At 45.4% G+C, this 16495-nt stretch carries 14 protein-coding genes; 8 read left to right on the top strand and 6 right to left on the bottom strand.

Annotated elements, in window-relative coordinates; all coding sequences use genetic code 11:
* The first annotated feature begins 1 nt into the window (after window position 1).
* Window positions 2–832: a 3-deoxy-8-phosphooctulonate synthase gene (kdsA, locus tag NIASO_RS00185; protein WP_008582342.1), complete on the top strand. Its 831-nt coding sequence runs from the start codon at window positions 2–4 to the stop codon at window positions 830–832.
* Window positions 833–966: 134 nt separating this feature from the next.
* Entirely contained in the window at window positions 967–2058 is a 1092-nt protein-coding gene (locus NIASO_RS00180; RefSeq protein WP_008582344.1) for a calcium:proton antiporter, read from the top strand.
* Window positions 2059–2122: 64 nt separating this feature from the next.
* Here NIASO_RS00180 and NIASO_RS00175 read toward each other — a convergent pair whose 3' ends face one another.
* The 5 genes from NIASO_RS00175 to NIASO_RS00155 all read right to left on the bottom strand — a co-directional run bounded on the left by NIASO_RS00175 (window position 2123) and on the right by NIASO_RS00155 (window position 8107).
* Window positions 2123–2821: a DUF5683 domain-containing protein gene (locus NIASO_RS00175; protein WP_008582346.1), complete on the bottom strand. Its 699-nt coding sequence runs from the start codon at window positions 2819–2821 to the stop codon at window positions 2123–2125.
* Window positions 2822–2985: 164 nt separating this feature from the next.
* Window positions 2986–5094, bottom strand: a complete 2109-nt coding sequence (locus tag NIASO_RS00170; protein ID WP_008582348.1) for an endonuclease MutS2 — start codon at window positions 5092–5094, stop codon at window positions 2986–2988.
* Window positions 5095–5230: 136 nt separating this feature from the next.
* Complete coding sequence (locus tag NIASO_RS00165; protein ID WP_008582349.1) at window positions 5231–5587, bottom strand: bleomycin resistance protein; 357 nt, start codon at window positions 5585–5587, stop codon at window positions 5231–5233.
* Window positions 5588–5647: 60 nt separating this feature from the next.
* Complete coding sequence (locus tag NIASO_RS00160; protein WP_008582350.1) at window positions 5648–6190, bottom strand: Crp/Fnr family transcriptional regulator; 543 nt, start codon at window positions 6188–6190, stop codon at window positions 5648–5650.
* Window positions 6191–6223: 33 nt separating this feature from the next.
* Window positions 6224–8107, bottom strand: coding sequence for a beta-N-acetylhexosaminidase (locus NIASO_RS00155; RefSeq protein ID WP_008582351.1), 1884 nt, complete (start codon window positions 8105–8107; stop codon window positions 6224–6226).
* A 423-nt stretch (window positions 8108–8530) separates the two neighbouring features.
* Here NIASO_RS00155 and msrA point away from each other — a divergent pair, with 423 nt between their 5' ends.
* The 6 genes from msrA (at window position 8531) to NIASO_RS00125 (ending at window position 13815) form a co-directional block, all read left to right on the top strand.
* Complete coding sequence (msrA, locus tag NIASO_RS00150) at window positions 8531–9076, top strand: peptide-methionine (S)-S-oxide reductase MsrA (protein ID WP_008582353.1); 546 nt, start codon at window positions 8531–8533, stop codon at window positions 9074–9076.
* Window positions 9077–9299: 223 nt separating this feature from the next.
* Window positions 9300–10343 (top strand): agmatinase family protein, encoded by a 1044-nt coding sequence (locus tag NIASO_RS00145; RefSeq protein ID WP_008582355.1) that lies wholly within the window; start codon window positions 9300–9302, stop codon window positions 10341–10343.
* Window positions 10344–10353: 10 nt separating this feature from the next.
* The gene (locus tag NIASO_RS00140; RefSeq protein ID WP_008582357.1) at window positions 10354–10956 is read left to right on the top strand and encodes a hypothetical protein; all 603 of its coding nucleotides are present in this window, start codon (window positions 10354–10356) and stop codon (window positions 10954–10956) included.
* Between the two features lie 95 nt (window positions 10957–11051).
* On the top strand, window positions 11052–12350 hold the full coding sequence (locus NIASO_RS00135; RefSeq protein WP_008582359.1) for a radical SAM protein: 1299 nt from the start codon (window positions 11052–11054) through the stop codon (window positions 12348–12350).
* 169 nt (window positions 12351–12519) lie between these two features.
* A complete protein-coding gene (locus NIASO_RS00130) occupies window positions 12520–13062 on the top strand; it encodes a TonB-dependent receptor plug domain-containing protein (protein WP_008582362.1) in 543 nt (180 codons plus the stop codon).
* 57 nt (window positions 13063–13119) lie between these two features.
* The gene (locus tag NIASO_RS00125; protein WP_008582363.1) at window positions 13120–13815 is read left to right on the top strand and encodes a SusC/RagA family TonB-linked outer membrane protein; all 696 of its coding nucleotides are present in this window, start codon (window positions 13120–13122) and stop codon (window positions 13813–13815) included.
* Window positions 13816–14642: 827 nt separating this feature from the next.
* Here the strand turns inward: NIASO_RS00125 and yidC are convergent.
* Window positions 14643–16487: a membrane protein insertase YidC gene (gene yidC / locus NIASO_RS00120; protein WP_008582365.1), complete on the bottom strand. Its 1845-nt coding sequence runs from the start codon at window positions 16485–16487 to the stop codon at window positions 14643–14645.
* Window positions 16488–16495 lie beyond the last annotated feature (8 nt).

Raw genomic sequence — 16495 nt, 5'->3', positions numbered from 1 at the left:
CATGCAAGCATTTCTTAAAGACCTTTTTAAAGACCAGCAATATGATCCTGAGAATTTCTTCCTCCTGGCAGGGCCTTGTGTAGTAGAAAGTGAGGACCTGGTAATGACGGTGGCCGATAAGGTCAGCGGCATTTGTAAAAACCTGGGCATCCCCTATGTTTTTAAATCTTCCTACCGGAAGGCCAACCGGACCAGCGCCGGATCTTTTACCGGGATAGGCGATACCGCCGCCCTTGAATTGTTGAAAAAAGTACGGGACACCTGCCATCTGCCGGTTGTTAGTGACATTCATGCGCATGAGGAAGCAGCTATTGCGGCGCAATACATCGACATGTTGCAGATACCTGCCTTCCTGAGCCGGCAAACGGACCTGCTGGAAGCGGCCGCAAAAACCGGAAAGATCGTGAACATCAAAAAGGGGCAGTTTTTGAGCGGGCCCGCTATGCAATTTGCGGTGGATAAAGTAAAACAGGCGGGAAACGACAAAGTGCTGCTTACTGACAGAGGCAATACTTTCGGATACCAGGATCTTGTGGTAGACTTCCGCAATATTCCCTGGATGAAAGAGCACGGAGCACCTGTGGTGATGGACTGTACCCATAGCCTGCAGCAACCCAACCAAACCAGCGGCGTAACCGGTGGAAATCCTGCATTGATCGGCACCATTGCCAAAGCCGCCATTGCAACGGGCGCGGATGGTTTGTTTATTGAAACCCATCCCAACCCGGCAGTTGCCAAAAGCGATGGAGCAAACATGTTGCAACTGGACTACCTGGAACCTTTACTGGAACAATTAGTGAAGATCAGAAAAGCGATCCTGCCGGTTGGTTAACAGCGGTACAAATTAGCCTGGGTATGATGCTGATAGTAGCGCTACAGTTGAAGTGTGCGACGCAAGACTGTTCCATCGTAGTACTGCAGCCGGGATCATAAAACAAACCTTTATTTAACAAAATTATTTACGGTATGAAATCACTGGCACTGCCCTTCTGGACCCTCCTGGCGCCCGTTTTAGCCTGGATAGCTTATTTTGCCATAGGCGGGATGGCGGGCACGCTTCCCTCCGTGCTTCTGTCCGTGGTGCTCATTGCAGGAGTACTGGCCGCCGTGCATCATGCAGAAGTGGTAGCACACCGGGTGGGCGAACCTTTTGGTACCATTATACTGGCGCTGGCCGTGACCGTAATCGAGGTATCCCTGTTGGTTTCCCTCATGTCTTCCGGTGGTGAAAAAACAGCGGCGCTGGCGCGTGATACTGTTTTTGCCGCCATTATGATCATCCTCACTTTTATCATAGGCATTTGTATTCTGGTAGGCGGGGTCAAATTCAGGGAACAATTTGTAACCAAGCACGCCGCCACCTCTGCCCTGGTAGCCCTTACCGCCATATTAGTATTAACGCTGGTGTTACCCAACTATACCATCAGCCGCCCCGGCCCCCAATATACCAACCCGCAGTTGATCTTTGCAGCCGTAGTAAGTCTTATTATTTACGCAAGCTTTATCATGATACAGTCCGTGCGGCACCGCGATTATTTTTTGCCCAAAGACGAAAAGGGTAATCTTAATGATGCCGAAGATACGCATGCCACGCCCCCGTCTGATAAAACCACTTTCACCAGCCTGTTTTTGCTGATTGCCTGTTTGGGGGCCGTAGTGTTACTGGCCAAAAAGCTGTCTCCCTCACTGGAAGCAGGCGTTGCCTCCATTGGCGCGCCCAATTCATTGGTCGGGATCATCATTGCCATGATCGTATTATTACCGGAATGCATTGCTGCCATACAGGCCGCCCGGAAAGACCGGTTGCAGACCAGCATGAACCTTGCGTTAGGTTCTGCACTGGCCAGCATCGGGCTTACCATTCCTGCCGTTGCCATCTATACCTTATTCAGCCACACCACGGTACTGCTCGGAATAGACACTACGTCCACGGTATTGCTGATCCTTTCCATTTTTACTGTAATGCTTTCATTGGTGACCGGCAAAACAAATGTATTATACGGGGTGGTGCTGCTTACCATTTTTGCAGCCTATTTATTCCTGAATATTTTTCCGTGAAAAGGAGCCCGCAGATCGCGCGGATGAAACGCAGAAAAGAAAGCAAAATCATCGGCGGGAGCTTTTATTTTAACTGTACCGCCAGCGACATTCCTATATTATTCTCATTTAAAAGGGAAGGACTTATTTTCAATGAAAGCCCGGGAGAAACGTCGAAACTGCTCAAATGCGCATCTACTGTGGCATCCACCACATTCAACACCCAAACCAGCAAAAAGCCTGCAAGCGAATTATCCATATATTGCCGGGACTGCCCACGGTAACTTTTAAGTCCGGCGAGGTCAATTCCATTATCGGTAAAAAAAGGAGCTTTGAGTGTTTTATAGACTTTGGCAAAGTTTGGACCACTAAGACTATCCTTCTTGTTTTGAATATTGTCCGCAACGGAACAGGCATATTGAAAGCGCTTGAACCATTTTAAATTATCAACAAAAAGGCCGGCAGTGATGCCCAACCCTGCATAAATAACAGGAACCTTCCAGATTCGGCGATTATATACCTGGCCCCACCCCGGCAAAGCGGCGGAACGGAATGCTGCTTTTCCCGGATCACGGTAGCGCTGGCGTTTTTCAGCCACACTATCTGAATAGGAGGCATCGGTTTTCCATTTGTCGCCTGATAAAGGCAATTGTTGTCTTATTGAAAAAGCATCGGACTGTTCTTCACGAATCAAGCCTATTGAAGCAGTGGTTTGCGCCGCGATAATTCCATCGAAACAAAAAAGCAGCAGTAACAGCAGTAATTTTTTATTGGGTAATAGCATGCCGCAAATAAAGCTTTTTAAGGCAGCCAAAATGTTAAAATTCGTGATTTTAATTTTACTGAAGATTTATACGCACCTATATACCGGTCTACTGGTGGGACTTGTGCGACGGGCGGGGCTCCGCCCTCCTATCGCCAACTGCATTGCCGCGTTCCCAGGGCCGCTTATTCAGCCGTCGTTTCCTTCTCTTGCACCACTACCAGATCATTCAGGTCTACCTGCATCGGCAACAGACCTATTTTCACCACTGCCCTTTTGCCTTTTAACTCCAGCACTTCGCCCACCTGGTGATTGCGTTTCATTTTTACTTTATCACCTGGTTTGATCTCCCCACCTACTTCTTTGTATTTGGACTCAATTTTTTTCTGGATCTTGTTGACCGCTTTCTTTTCATCGCGATTAAAAAGCAGGTTATTGATCGTCTTAATCAGCTTTTGTTTGTCTTCTTCTTTTTTCCATTCCAGGGTGATTTGTTTCAGCTTGCGCTCCATATCCTTCAGATAAGCGATGCGGTCTTCCGAAATTTTATTTTGCTCCCGCAACACATTCAACTGCTGACGGTGCTTTTCTTTATCCATCACGTGCTCCATCTCTTTTTTCAAGCGCTCATTTTCTTTTATCAACCGCTCCAGTTCCTTATCTTTTTTTGTTAGGTCCCGCAGGTTTTGTTCGGTACGGTTTAATAATTTATCCAGCCGGTACTGGTCATCATCCACCATCTGCCGGGCCTGGCTGATCAGCCGCTTATCCAGCCCGATGCGCTCTGCTATAGAAAAAGTATAAGAACTGCCCGGCCGGCCTACCACCAGGTGAAACAAAGGCTGCAGGTTCTTTTCATCAAAAGCCATCGCACCATTTACGATACCATGCGTTTTCCCGGCCATTATTTTCAGGTTCAGGTAATGGGTGGTAACAATGCCGTAGGAGTGCTTTTTCAGCAACTCCAACAGGATCACTTCGGCAAAAGCTCCGCCCAGGTTGGGATCGCTGCCACTGCCCAGTTCATCAATAAAAAATAGCGTTTTACCGTTAGCATGCTCTATGAAATATTTCATATGAAGCAAGTGACTGCTGTAGGTGCTCAGTTCAAACTCCAGGCTTTGCGTATCGCCTATATGGATCATCAGTTGTTTGAAAATACCAAATTCACTATTGGGATGCACTGGTACCAACAAGCCGCTCTGCACCATCATTTGCAGCAGGCCCACGGTTTTCATGGTAACCGTTTTACCCCCGGCATTGGGACCGCTGATCAACAGGATCCGCTGGCTTTCATCCAGGGTTACGGAAACAGGAAACGTTTGTTTTTGTGTTTTTTTGTTGTATAGATACAATAATGGGTGTACGGCATTTACCAGGTGCACCTGTGCTTTATCCTGCACAATGGGAGCTTCGCCGTTGATCTCGATGGCAAATTTTGCTTTTGCCCTGATAAAATCATATTCCCCAACGATGGCATGATAAGTGACCAATAATGCGGAATAAGAAGCCAGGCGTGCTGTCAGTTGGCGCAGGATGCGATCGATCTCCCGGTGCTCCTCATGTTCCAGATCGCTGACTTCATTATTCAAATGGATCGTTTCTTCCGGCTCAATAAACGCTGTTTTGCGGCTATCGCTTTCGCGGTGCAGAATACCCTTTACCGTACGTTTCTGCTCAGCAAAGACGGCAATGACGCGACGGCCATTCATAAAGCTCTCCTCGATCTCTGCAAGGTAGCCCTGCTTATTCAATTTCGAAACGATCCGGTCAAAAACACGGCGCAATTCATTGCGCTTGCGATACAACTCCATCCGGATCTCCTTCAGCTCTGGCGATGCCGAATCTTTCACCTGGCCGATCTCATCAATTACCTCGTCGATCAATCCGATGATGGCCTTCTCGTAATAGGTCTCCTTAATAACCGAATAAAGGCCTTCGTAAGCGCCTTTGCGTTCGGCATCAAACCAGCGAAAGATCTTTTCAATGCTTTCGGCCAGTTTGCGTATCTGGATCAACTGCTCGCCGGTGAGCAGGGCGCCAGGTATTGATAATAATTTTAATTCTTTTGCAAGATTCAGGATATAATCATTGGGAAAATAAACCCCGTTCTGGATCAGTTGCTTAAACTCATGCGATTCTTTTAATGCGGCATCAATAAATTTCTTATGTGTATGAATGCGCAACTGCTCTGCCTTTTGCCGGCCATAGTCCGTTTCGCAACGCTGCAGTACCAGCGTTCTGATCTTGTCAAACTCCAGTTGTATATAAGCCGATTCCGGATATAATTTCATAAACGTGCCCCATTTTCAGGCCTGCAAAAGTACGATATGATTACCGGTTTTTGGTCTTCTCTTTCTCACACAATATGTTTCAGGACGCTCCAAGCACAAGCTGTTTCTCTCTAACGGGCTGCGCCACAGGCAACTGTTACACTTGCTGCCCAAAAGTCAGCAGGTTATTATCCGGATCAAGCAATGAAAATTCCCGTTGCCCCCAGGGTTTTGTCTCCAGGTGCCCTGCGGGATGAATCGGCACCTGTTCCGCTAATAAGGATTGGTACAATGCATCTATATTATTAGTTCGTATATAAACCTGACCATAATTCTCAGCAGGATTCAACTCTTTAAATTCAAAAAAATGAATTTGAATATGATCCCGCTTAACCATCAGGTATCCTTCATAGTCCCTGTCTCCAAATTTTTGAAAACCTAATTGATCAACATAAAACCGTATCGTAAGGTCCCTGTTACGCATGGGCAGCTTGGGATGAATATCTGTAAGCATATTTTTTTCACAAAAATGAATAATTATTTATTTCTCATCCTTGATTGAAATCAGTAAATTTTAACAACGCGCCCTTACACGACTTAAGGTCTCGGGAGCGATCTTCAGATAAGAAGCAATCATTTTCACCGGGAACGTAAGCATTGCCAGAGGTTTTGCCTCCATCAGATGTCCATATTTTTGAGCCGGAGTTAAACAATTATCAAAAAAATAAATGCGCTCAGATGCCTGGTTGAAGAGGCGGCCCAGTTGCAAATAAGCGGAGGATTTTGATATTAAATCGTGCAGGCGGGTCAATGACAACTCAACCACTTCTGCTTTTGCAAATGCTTTAATGGAAGTTAAGGAAGGAGATTGATTGATAAGACTTGTATGATTGAACAACCATTCATTTTTAAGATGGAGGTCAATGACAATTTCATCAACTTCGTTCATTTGAAATTGATAAAATGAACCGGACAAAATATAAAAAACAGATTTACAGATTTCTCCGTGCTTCAAAAGCAACTCATTTTTATTAAAGGTTCTTATGGTTGTATACTCCTTAAAGACGTTAATATCATTATTTGAAAATCTTCCGATCGCATTTAAAAAATGTTCCATGAATTAAATTTACAATCAAAGGCTCATTGAGATTTATTTTTTCAATCGTTTCCGCAAATCTGCTTTTGAAACCGTAATCTGCTTTCCGACCGGCGTTCCTCCACGACAGGTGATCAGTTTTAAATCGGAAGCACCGGCGGGAAAAACCAGCGGCGTACCACTATATTTTGGATAAAAATTATCCGGGTTCGATTCGTCAAAAGTGTAATAAATATCCAGCCCTTTTATTTCTGTAGCCAACTGTACCTGCAGTGAATCTGCATTCTCCGCCTTTTGCGCCGTTATGACCGGATCGTAAACACTGCGGGCGTACTTTATGTGCGCCGCATCCATACGGGGAAACTGTGCTTCCAGCCTGCCAATAAACCCCTCCCAGTTCTTTTTTGATTTCGGGCTCCAAAATACTTCCGCCAGGGCCAGTGCCCGGGGCCAGGTCATATATTCCGCATGGCGGATATCATAAACACTCTCACTCCACAAATTGCCCTGGCCGCCCAGGATATACTTTGCATCCACGCTATCCGGCACCGGTTCGTAATTATAAGAAGCGCTCAATCGGCACAGCCCATAGGTAGGAGGCTCTGCAGCGGGATCGCCCTGGTACAGATCGAGGTAACAATTATCCCAGGGCGACATTACCACATGATGACCTTGTTTAGCCGCCTGGATGCCGCCTTTAATGCCCCGCCAGCTCATTACCGTTGCTTCTGGTGCCAGTCCGCCCTCCAATATCTCATCCCAACCGATGAGCTTTTTCCCTTTGGACAGCAACATCTTTTCCATGCGTTTTACAAAATAGCTTTGCAGTTCCTCTACATTCTTTAAATGCTCCTCCTGCATCCGCCGCTGACATTTGGGGCATTTTTCCCAAAAACCTTTATAAGCCTCATCGCCGCCCACATGAATATATTTTCCGGGGAACAATTGTGCCAGTTCAGTAAAGATCTTATCCAGCATCAGGAACACGGAATCATTGCCCACACATAAAACATTATCATCTTTCTTATAAAAGGACCATCCGGAGTTTACAGCATATTGCTGCTGGGTGCAGGACAATCCGGGGTACGAAGCGATCAGCGCCAGGCTGTGCGCCGGCACATCGATTTCCGGAACGATGGTTATAAAACGCTCCTGTGCATACCGTACAATTTCCCGGATGTCTTCCTGGGTATAAAAGCCCCCCTGCGTAGCTTTTTCACCAGGCTGCGGCAGCGCGAAGCTGTTCCACCGGCCGGTGCGCGGCACGCCCCAGGCGCCCGTTTTTGTGAGATTGGGCAGACTTTTTATTTCTATCCTCCAGCCCTGGTCATCGCTCAGGTGCCAGTGAAAAACATTGTATTTATACTTCGCCATTTCATCAATGTATCGTTCTACGTCTTCTTTACTAAAAAAGTGACGGCTTACATCCAGCATCAACCCGCGCCAGCCAAAACGCGGGTAATCGGTAATGGCAACGCAGGGTACCTGGAAGGAGTTTTTTACAAAAGCAGCGCCTGACGCACCGGGAGGAAATAATTGCATCAGTGTTTGCAAGCCATAAAAAATACCCGATGGCTTGTTTGCACTGAGTTTTATCTTATTGGGCTCCACCTTTAAAACATAACCTTCAGCACCAATGGTATTATCTTCTGCCGGATTCAAAACAATAATAAATTCTTTTTTACCGGGCGCCGCTGATTTTTGCACCGTATTTTTGGTTCCGCAAACGGTATTGATCTGTTTCAGAAAAAAAGCAATGGTTTGCGAAAGATCCGCATTATTTCCTTCTACCCGTGTGACCACAGTTTTATCCCATAAAAAATTACCGTTGGCCTGCTGAACAGATACCGGTTCGGGAATAATTTTCACAACCTGATTTTGTCCATTTGCAAAATGGACTGCACTCATAAATAGCAGCGCGCCAAGAAACCGTTTCATTGTATTGTATGTTTTGAAAGGAATGAAGATCAAATATAATTTTTAATGTTTAAATTCCCTGGCGCAATTCAATTTTTCGCTACCGTCATGCCGACCGCGGGGAGGCATCTTATTCAAATAGCGGAGACTTCCGGTTTGCACCCGAAATCTAACAAAATAGGTATTGTGCCCGGCTAAAATTTGAATGACGCTCGATTTCTTTCTCAAACCAACTTTCAATATCCAAACTTTTCAACCTGCTCCTTTGTTATACTATTGTAGTATTAAATTCAGCGCAAGAGTTTGTACCTTGCAACAAGTAATTTATAATTTCAAGTGAAACAATTCATTCACATAGCGCTATTGGTTTGCATTGGCCTGAATGCCTGCGCACAAAAAAAAGAGCGTCCTGTTGTTTTTACGGGGCCCGAAAAAAATTCTTCTATGAATCAACAAACAGATACCGCAACTTTTGCTAACGGGTGCTTTTGGTGTACCGAAGCGATCTTCCAGGACGTTAAGGGCGTAAAATCAGTGACTAGTGGTTATACAGACGGGCATACAAAAAACCCGACTTATGAACAGGTATGTAGCGGCACTACCGGCTTTGCGGAAGCCCTGCAGATCGTTTACGATCCCGCTGTTATTTCTTTTGATGAATTGCTGGAGATCTTTTGGAAGACCCACGATCCTACCACCCTGAACCGCCAGGGAGCCGATGTTGGCACCCAATACCGCAGCGGCATTTATTATCGGAATGCGGAGCAGCAGCAAAAAGCGGAGCATTACAAAACCGAACTGGACAAAAGCGGCGCATTCGACAATCCTATTGTTACCGAAATAAAACCCTTCACCATTTTTTACCCTGCCGAGGATTACCACCAGAATTATTTTAATAATAATGAAAACAAGAATCCTTATTGTACTATAGTGATCCGCCCCAAAGTGGATAAATTCCATAAAGTGTTTAAGGATAAGCTGAAGAAATAATTATAGGTTACCAATTTCAGGTCATGGAATCGGATTTCCGATGCAATCGTGAAATTTAACGTTTATCGCGTATCGTTTGACCTGGAACGCCTGTTGCGGCTAACAGCAAATATCTGATAACGAATAGGCAATACCTTCTTTCGTTAAAACAAACACTCATTAGTGTGTGATGCGATAAAAAGCGCGTAACTTTGCGCCTTCCAAAAAAATCAAGGAGTCAGCAATGTTAGATTTAACGAATTTTGATCAGAACGGAGTAGCTAACCCCAACAATAATGTTTTCGGTTTACCCAGCACTGAGGAAAATGCAGATCTTATCATTATTAATGTGCCCTGGGAAGTAACCGTAAGTTATGGAGCCGGTACGGCAAGGGCGCCGGAAAGTATCCTGAAAGCAAGTATGCAGGTAGATTTATATGACCCCGATTATCCGGATATGTGGAAACGCGGCTTTTACCTGCAGCCTACCGACCGGACCGTTTTACTGAAAAGCGATTTCCTGCGCAAAGAGGCAGAATTATACATCGATTATATTTCCAAAGGCGAGGCCTTGTTTAAAAACCAGTTCATGTGCCGCACAATAAGAGAAGTTAACGAGGGCGGCGGGTACCTGAATAACTGGGTATACGAACAGGCAAAAAAATATTTTGATCAGCATAAGCTCGTATGCCTGCTGGGTGGCGACCACAGCACCCCCCTGGGACTGTACAAGGCACTGGCGGAAAAGCACGGCGAATTTGGTATTCTGCAAATTGATGCACATTGCGACCTGCGTAAGGCTTATGAGGGATTTGTATATTCCCACGCCAGCATTATGTACAATACCCTCAACGAAATTCCCGAAGTTAAAAATATTGTGCAGGTAGGCGTAAGAGATTTTGGCCAGGATGAGTGGGAATATATTAAAAACAGCGATTACAGGGTGATCACTTATTTTGATAAGGAAATAAAAGAACGCCAGTATGAAGGGGATACTTTTAGAAATATTGCTGAAGAGATCGTAAGCAAATTGCCTCAAAAAGTGCATATCAGCTTTGATATTGACGGGCTGGATCCTAAATTATGCCCGGATACCGGCACCCCTGTTCCGGGAGGTTTTGAGCTGGACCGCATGTTTTTCCTTTTTAAAAAAATACTGGAAAGCGGCCGGCAGTTAATCGGTTTTGACCTCGTTGAGATCGGTGTGGGCGAAACAGACTGGAATGCTAACGTTGGCGCGCGGGTGTTGTATAAATTATGCAGCATGCTTGCTGCCAGCAACAACTAAATAGTATTCATTGATCCAGGAACAACAAAATAACAATCCGGAAGCCGCTATAACAGCACCCGCTATGGGTTATCGTTTTATCATTCCTAATGCACGTATTCTTATTTACCAGGTTTTTGCCTATTGCATTATCTTTTTAAACCTGCTGGGCCAACTGGTCCTGGATTACCGGCATAACAGTTCCAATTTTACCTTCAGCGTTGTTATTTGCGGGGCGCTACTCCTGCTGTTGGTATTATGGGACCGCTATTTACTTCGTAAAAAAAACAGGCTGCAATCGCTGGGTATTATAATGTTGATATTAGGATTTCGCTGGTACCAATATGCCATGGGCTGGGGATTTGTGATAAATGTGCTGTTGTGGTTCCTGTACCTAGTTTCCCGTCGCCAACTGGTTATTTCTATTACCGCAGATAGCGTCAGCTATCCTTCTTTTCCAGCAAAAAAGATCCCCTGGGACCAGGTCAGCAATCTTATTTTAAAAGACGATATTCTGACCATTGACCTTAAAAACAACAAAATTTACCAGCACCTGGTAAAAGAAGAGGATCAGGCGGTAAATGAGGCAGAATTTAACGAATTTTGCAGAAGGTCGATAGTCAATAGTCAATAGTCAATGGCTTAGGCGATGGACCATGGGCGATGGACTATCGACTATGAACCCAGGCATTATTCAAAAGCGAAATATAAATACTATATCATACGCACATGGCTTTAACAACTTCTCCTTATCTTTTATATTCTGACGGTAACGGAACTATTTTTGAAGATACCAGCCTGTATGCTTTAGGGCGCAGTGGCTGGGACGCGCTCCCTGTTCCCGTATCCGAATGGATCGAACTGCCCGATGGTGGCTCGCTCTATGAGTTACCGGAGCGAGTGGGCATCGGCATTGATGTAAAAACAGGTGAACTGCGGCTTTGTGAAAAAGGATGGGCGGTAGCCGCCTTCATCCCCCCGGCCCATACCGGTTTTTATATCTCCGCCTTTGAAACAAAACCCGGCGCACCTACCCTGCCTCTGTTTTGTTACACGGCTGTAGGTTGGCACAACGATAAATTTTATGTCCCCGCGGTTCGTATTGAACAGGACATCCGCCAGGAATGCGCGGGTTTTGATGCGGATAAAGTACAAACAGGGGTAACCCATCTCACCCAGGCCTACCCGCATAACCGCCTGGTGCAACATCTTGCCAACAATTGTGCACTTACTTATCATTGTCCTGCTGCAAGAAACTATTTTATCGGCCGCTGGGAATGTCCCGTACCGGCCTCACCCGCGTGCAATGCCAACTGTGTGGGTTGTATCTCGCTGCAGCCCGATGAAGAAACCATTGTATCCACACAGGACCGGCTGAGCTTTAAACCTTCGGTTGAAGAGATTGTAGAGTTTACCGTACCCCACCTGGAAACAGCACCTTATCCGCTTATCAGCTTTGGGCAAGGCTGTGAAGGCGAACCGCTGCTGATGTGGGAGACGCTTGAAAAAGCGATTATTGAGATCCGCAAACACACACAAAAAGGCAGCATCAACATCAACACCAATGGCTCTAAACCCGATGCCGTAAAGCGTTTGTGTGAAGCAGGCCTCAATTCTATTCGCGTGAGCACCAACAGCGCCCGCAGCGAAATTTATATGCCGTATTATCGCCCCAACAATTACCAGTTTGAGGATATTGTGGAAAGTCTGAAAGTAGTAAATAGTTTTGGTGGCTGGACCTCCATCAATTATTTTGTTTTCCCGGGCATGACAGATAGTATTGCCGAATATGAAGCCCTGCGCAAACTGATAAAAGAAACCGGGCTGAAGATGATCCAGTGGCGGAATTTTAATATTGATCCGGACTGGTACCTGGGCAAGATTAATGTAAGTGATACGGGCGAGTGCATGGGCGTAAAGCAATTGATGGAGCTGATAAAAGAAGAATTTCCCCATTTAAAATACGGGTATTACAACCCACCGATAGAGCGTATTAAAGGAAAGTACGAAGCAGATTTTGCGCATTAGGACAATCAGGCAATTTCCCGCAGATGGCGCTGATTTTCGCAGCATAACAAGAAGAACGAGACTAAGGCTATACGAGGCGTCCCCCGCCTCGTATCATTATCCTATCGCCTGTGGCGATGTCTTTTATGTAAATTTGCTATGACCTACATCTTCAATAAAAAACGGTCATATGAAATTTATAGTGCTGTTGTTGTTATCGGCCTGTTGTATTAGTACCACCAATGCCCAGCCCGGCATGCATTCGTCAAATGCGCCCCTTTTTGTTATCGATTCCATTATTGTTGGACGAGAATTAGGGGGTATTAATCCTGTTGATATTCAATCTATTACAGTTTTAAAAGACGCCGCATCTGCCAGTATTTACGGATCGGCTGCACAAAACGGGGTTGTGATAATAAAGACAAAAGCACCCTCCAAATACAACTTTGTTCCACTGAAGACACTTCTGCTTCAATACAATATCCCTTTGGATACAATGAGCCTTTTCATCATTAACAACAAGCCGGTCGGGGATACAGGTTTATTAAAACTGGATGCCAACAATATTAAATCGGCAGTATTGTATTCAAAAGGCTTTAATTATCTGCCTCCTCCGTATGGCACCCTGAAAGTGATCCAGATTTTTACAAAAGATTACGACCCCAATGCCCTGTCACCCGCTAATAAACCCGGCACTATTATGATCCGTGGCGAAAAACCCGGTGAGGGGTAACCATTCGTGTATTATTCATTTTTTTACGTAATTTGACACCAATTGCCTTTTGAAATAATGACAAAATACTTACTGCTGATACCGCTTTTAGCCGGTTGGTTTACGGCCGGTGCCCAGCAGCGGTTTATCGCCAAAGACAGGGCTGCCCATGCTTACTGGATGGATAGCCTTGCCCGGCAGCCGCTGCAACAACAACAACAGATGATTGCCAACCGGCTGACCGGCGACACGGCTATTGCCTTTCAGCGACCTGTTTGTGTTGTAGGCTTTACCGGCGAACAACGAAAAAAGCTCCAGGCTAATGAAACAGAACGCCTGAAAAATAAAATAACCGGCATTCCGGCCCCGCTGATCATCATTAACGGAAACTTAGTGAACGGCGATTATTATTCCACCCCCGATCCCGTAAAATACCTGGCGCTTAGCTGGTTTATCAGCACCGCCTCCTTTAAAAAAATAGAAGTTCTAACGGATGCCGCATCAGTGGCGATCTATGGCTCCCGCGCCGCCAACGGTTTGCTGGTTATGGAATTAACAGACAAAAAAGAGCTGAAGCCGCTTCAGGCGCTTTATCCGGAAAAAGATTTTGTTTCAGTCAAATACAACAACAACAAACTGCATTCCGTCCATATGGAACGTTATGGCAAAACCCTCCGGTTAAATAATCTGGATAAGGTTGCTTTTGCACGAAATGATGATCCACCGGTCACCCCCCTGGCAAGCGTAGCACCGGAGGCATTGCCCAGCCGGTAGCTACAGCTATTGATTGCACTGCTTTTTACACTGATATTGAACCGCCATCAAAATTAACACGATTCCCTTTCAACGGGTAGCCGCTATGCGGCACGGTCAATTATGATATATGATTCTAAAAATGGGTAATGCCGAAGGCATTATTCAGCAATTTCCTGATATGTAGCAATCGCTTGTGTTCTCACAAACCACTTATAATGAACCGGTATCAAAATTATCATAATGGACTTATGGGTTCTCCTTCATTGTGATCAAAGCAGGCGGGGTGCTCGTTAGCTAAGAGCAATAGCAGGCCTGGCGTTGCTTTCGAAATGGATCGTGCCGATGGCACTCAATTCCCTATATTTGGCTCATTACTTCGGAATAAATTCCGAAGTTACCTGAGGAACGCAAGCCCGTCCGAACGGTTCATCCGGGCGGGCCTCTGGCTTTCTGTTACATTGAGTACATGATTAAACTAGTTGAAACCTCCAGTCAGTGAACGTTGAAGAGGCGTAGCCTCGGTTTAATGGGTTAACAAGGAACTTTAGTTTCTTGTTAAAAGCGCGCAACTAAAGTAGAGAGCCATCGGCCCGGCCTATAAGTTAATCCTGCAGCGATACCCCATTAGTCAATCAGCATCACAAGTATTTTAATAAAATGGATACCGGTTTATTATTACGATTACGCATCTTAATAAAATTGATTCCGGGTCATTATTAAGCGATCTGTTGATAGTAATACTGACGCTGAAGCGTGCGACGCAACGAAGCCAATAGTAGTACAAAAGCCGGGAGCATAAAAAAGGCGCGAACCCAATCCGCGCCTTTTACTATAAAACTATTTCTTTACTTTTTACGTTGTGCCTGCATTTGCTTTTGCTGCTCCTGCATCTGCTCCAGCCGCTCCTGCCATTTGGACTTGGTTTTGGGCTTCTTGCGGTTTTCCTGCATATTGGCCAGTATCTTATCATGATCGATGATGTAATTCTGTATTACAAATTGCAGTGCCAGCGTAATAATATTGGACACGGTATAGTACCAGGTAAGTGCCGATGGAAGCTTATTAAAAATAAACAAAAGGAATACCGGGAAAATGTACGGCATATACTTCATCATCGGGTTGTTCTGATCCGGCGTCATGCTCATGCTGTAAATAGAGATCAGCAAACTGGTTACCACCGCGGTAATAGTGAATAAGCTCAGGTGACTACCGATCAAAGGAATATTCATTCCAAATTTTATCGGCGCATCAAACGCTGAAAGATCATGTGTCCATAAAAATGCGGCCCCTCTCAGATCCACGCTCGAATTAAAGAAACTATACAAGGCAAAGAAGATGGGGATCTGGAATAGCGCGGGTATACATCCGCCCAACGGATTCACGCCTGCCTCACGAAACAGTTTCATCTGTTCCATGCTCATCGCCTGCTGGTCGCCGCCAAATTTTTCTTTTAAGGCGGCAATTTCCGGGCGCAGTACTTTCATTTTCGCACCGCTCAGGTAGCTTTTATACGTCAGCGGTGAAATGATCAAACGGATCACCAGGGTCAGCAAGGCAATCACGAGACCAAAGCTACCCACGATGCTTTTCATAAAATTAAAAACCGGGATAATGATGAACTGGTTCAAGGGGCGTACAAAAGTGTACATGCCCTGTCCCAGGTTTACCAGCTTACTAAAACCATTGTCGTATTTCTTCAGGATATTATAATCGGCCGGCCCGTAATAGATGCTCATTGGCACAGTGGCGGTGGCATTTCCCGCCGGCACTTTCAATTGCATGGTGGCAACGGTTTTTACAATATCATGTTCTGAGGCGTTTGTAGGAATCGACCAGGTCATTTTTCCACCGGAGAATTGGTCTTTGGCCCAAAGGAAGGTATTAAAGAAGCGCTGCCGTACACCGATCCAGCCGACGTTTTTATCAAAATCAACACGGTCTTTCCGGCCGATAGTATGGTAATCGAATTCCCCGTTCAGCATATAACCGATCTGGGTGTTCTGCTTTTCAAAATCGATATCCGACTCCTGTTGTTGAGCATCGTATTGCCATAACATATTCAGGGTTCCCTGCGACAATAAACTGCCCGGTTGTGCCAGGGTGATATTAAAATCGATCTTATAATCATCCGGGTAAATAATAAACTGATGCGTTACATAATTTGTCGCCGTACTGTCGCCGCCTTTTAATCCAAAAGTTACGATCTGCGACCCATCGGGACCCGGTGTAACCGTGCCGTTGCTGAAATAAAGATCGCCGGTCTGCGCGCTTTGATTAGCGGCAGTATTGATTGCATAACTGATCTTATTAAAATCGGACCCGGCCAGCTTTACGTGCTGACTGTCCAGCGCATTTTTAAAATTCTTTAATTCTACATATTTGGGTTGCCCGCCTTTATTGGTGAAAGCTATTTTGAACACTTTATTTTCAACATATACCAGTTGTTCTGCTCCGTTGGCGGCCTTTACAAATTGCCCTGCGCTGGTAACGTGCCGCTGAGAGTCTGCACGCAAAGAATCTAACCGCAAGGCAGCTGAATCCACTTTAGGCAGCGCCGCTTTGGCGATGGAATCCTTCCGCGCCTGGTCTTTTTGATATTGGCCCTGCTGCAGGTTATTGTAATAAAAATAAAAGAAAAAGAGCACTGCTAACACTGCAAACCCTATGATCGTATTCCGGTCGAAATTCATTACTGCTA

Source organism: Niabella soli DSM 19437 (assembly GCF_000243115.2).
Taxonomy (GTDB): domain Bacteria; phylum Bacteroidota; class Bacteroidia; order Chitinophagales; family Chitinophagaceae; genus Niabella; species Niabella soli.
This window is presented reverse-complemented; position numbering and strand designations above follow the sequence as displayed.

Excerpts from the sequence above, each read along its gene's own strand:
- NIASO_RS00145 (WP_008582355.1), top strand. The coding sequence starts at position 9,300 with ATGTTAGATTTAACGAATTTTGATCAGAACGGAGTAGCTAACCCCAAC.
- yidC (WP_008582365.1), bottom strand. The coding sequence starts at position 16,487 with ATGAATTTCGACCGGAATACGATCATAGGGTTTGCAGTGTTAGCAGTG.
- NIASO_RS00130 (WP_008582362.1), top strand. The coding sequence starts at position 12,520 with ATGAAATTTATAGTGCTGTTGTTGTTATCGGCCTGTTGTATTAGTACC.
- NIASO_RS00180 (WP_008582344.1), top strand. The coding sequence starts at position 967 with ATGAAATCACTGGCACTGCCCTTCTGGACCCTCCTGGCGCCCGTTTTA.
- NIASO_RS00160 (WP_008582350.1), bottom strand. The coding sequence starts at position 6,190 with ATGGAACATTTTTTAAATGCGATCGGAAGATTTTCAAATAATGATATT.
- NIASO_RS00175 (WP_008582346.1), bottom strand. The coding sequence starts at position 2,821 with ATGCTATTACCCAATAAAAAATTACTGCTGTTACTGCTGCTTTTTTGT.
- NIASO_RS00165 (WP_008582349.1), bottom strand. The coding sequence starts at position 5,587 with ATGCTTACAGATATTCATCCCAAGCTGCCCATGCGTAACAGGGACCTT.
- NIASO_RS00125 (WP_008582363.1), top strand. The coding sequence starts at position 13,120 with ATGACAAAATACTTACTGCTGATACCGCTTTTAGCCGGTTGGTTTACG.
- NIASO_RS00155 (WP_008582351.1), bottom strand. The coding sequence starts at position 8,107 with ATGAAACGGTTTCTTGGCGCGCTGCTATTTATGAGTGCAGTCCATTTT.
- kdsA (WP_008582342.1), top strand. The coding sequence starts at position 2 with ATGCAAGCATTTCTTAAAGACCTTTTTAAAGACCAGCAATATGATCCT.
- NIASO_RS00170 (WP_008582348.1), bottom strand. The coding sequence starts at position 5,094 with ATGAAATTATATCCGGAATCGGCTTATATACAACTGGAGTTTGACAAG.
- NIASO_RS00135 (WP_008582359.1), top strand. The coding sequence starts at position 11,052 with ATGGCTTTAACAACTTCTCCTTATCTTTTATATTCTGACGGTAACGGA.
- msrA (WP_008582353.1), top strand. The coding sequence starts at position 8,531 with ATGAATCAACAAACAGATACCGCAACTTTTGCTAACGGGTGCTTTTGG.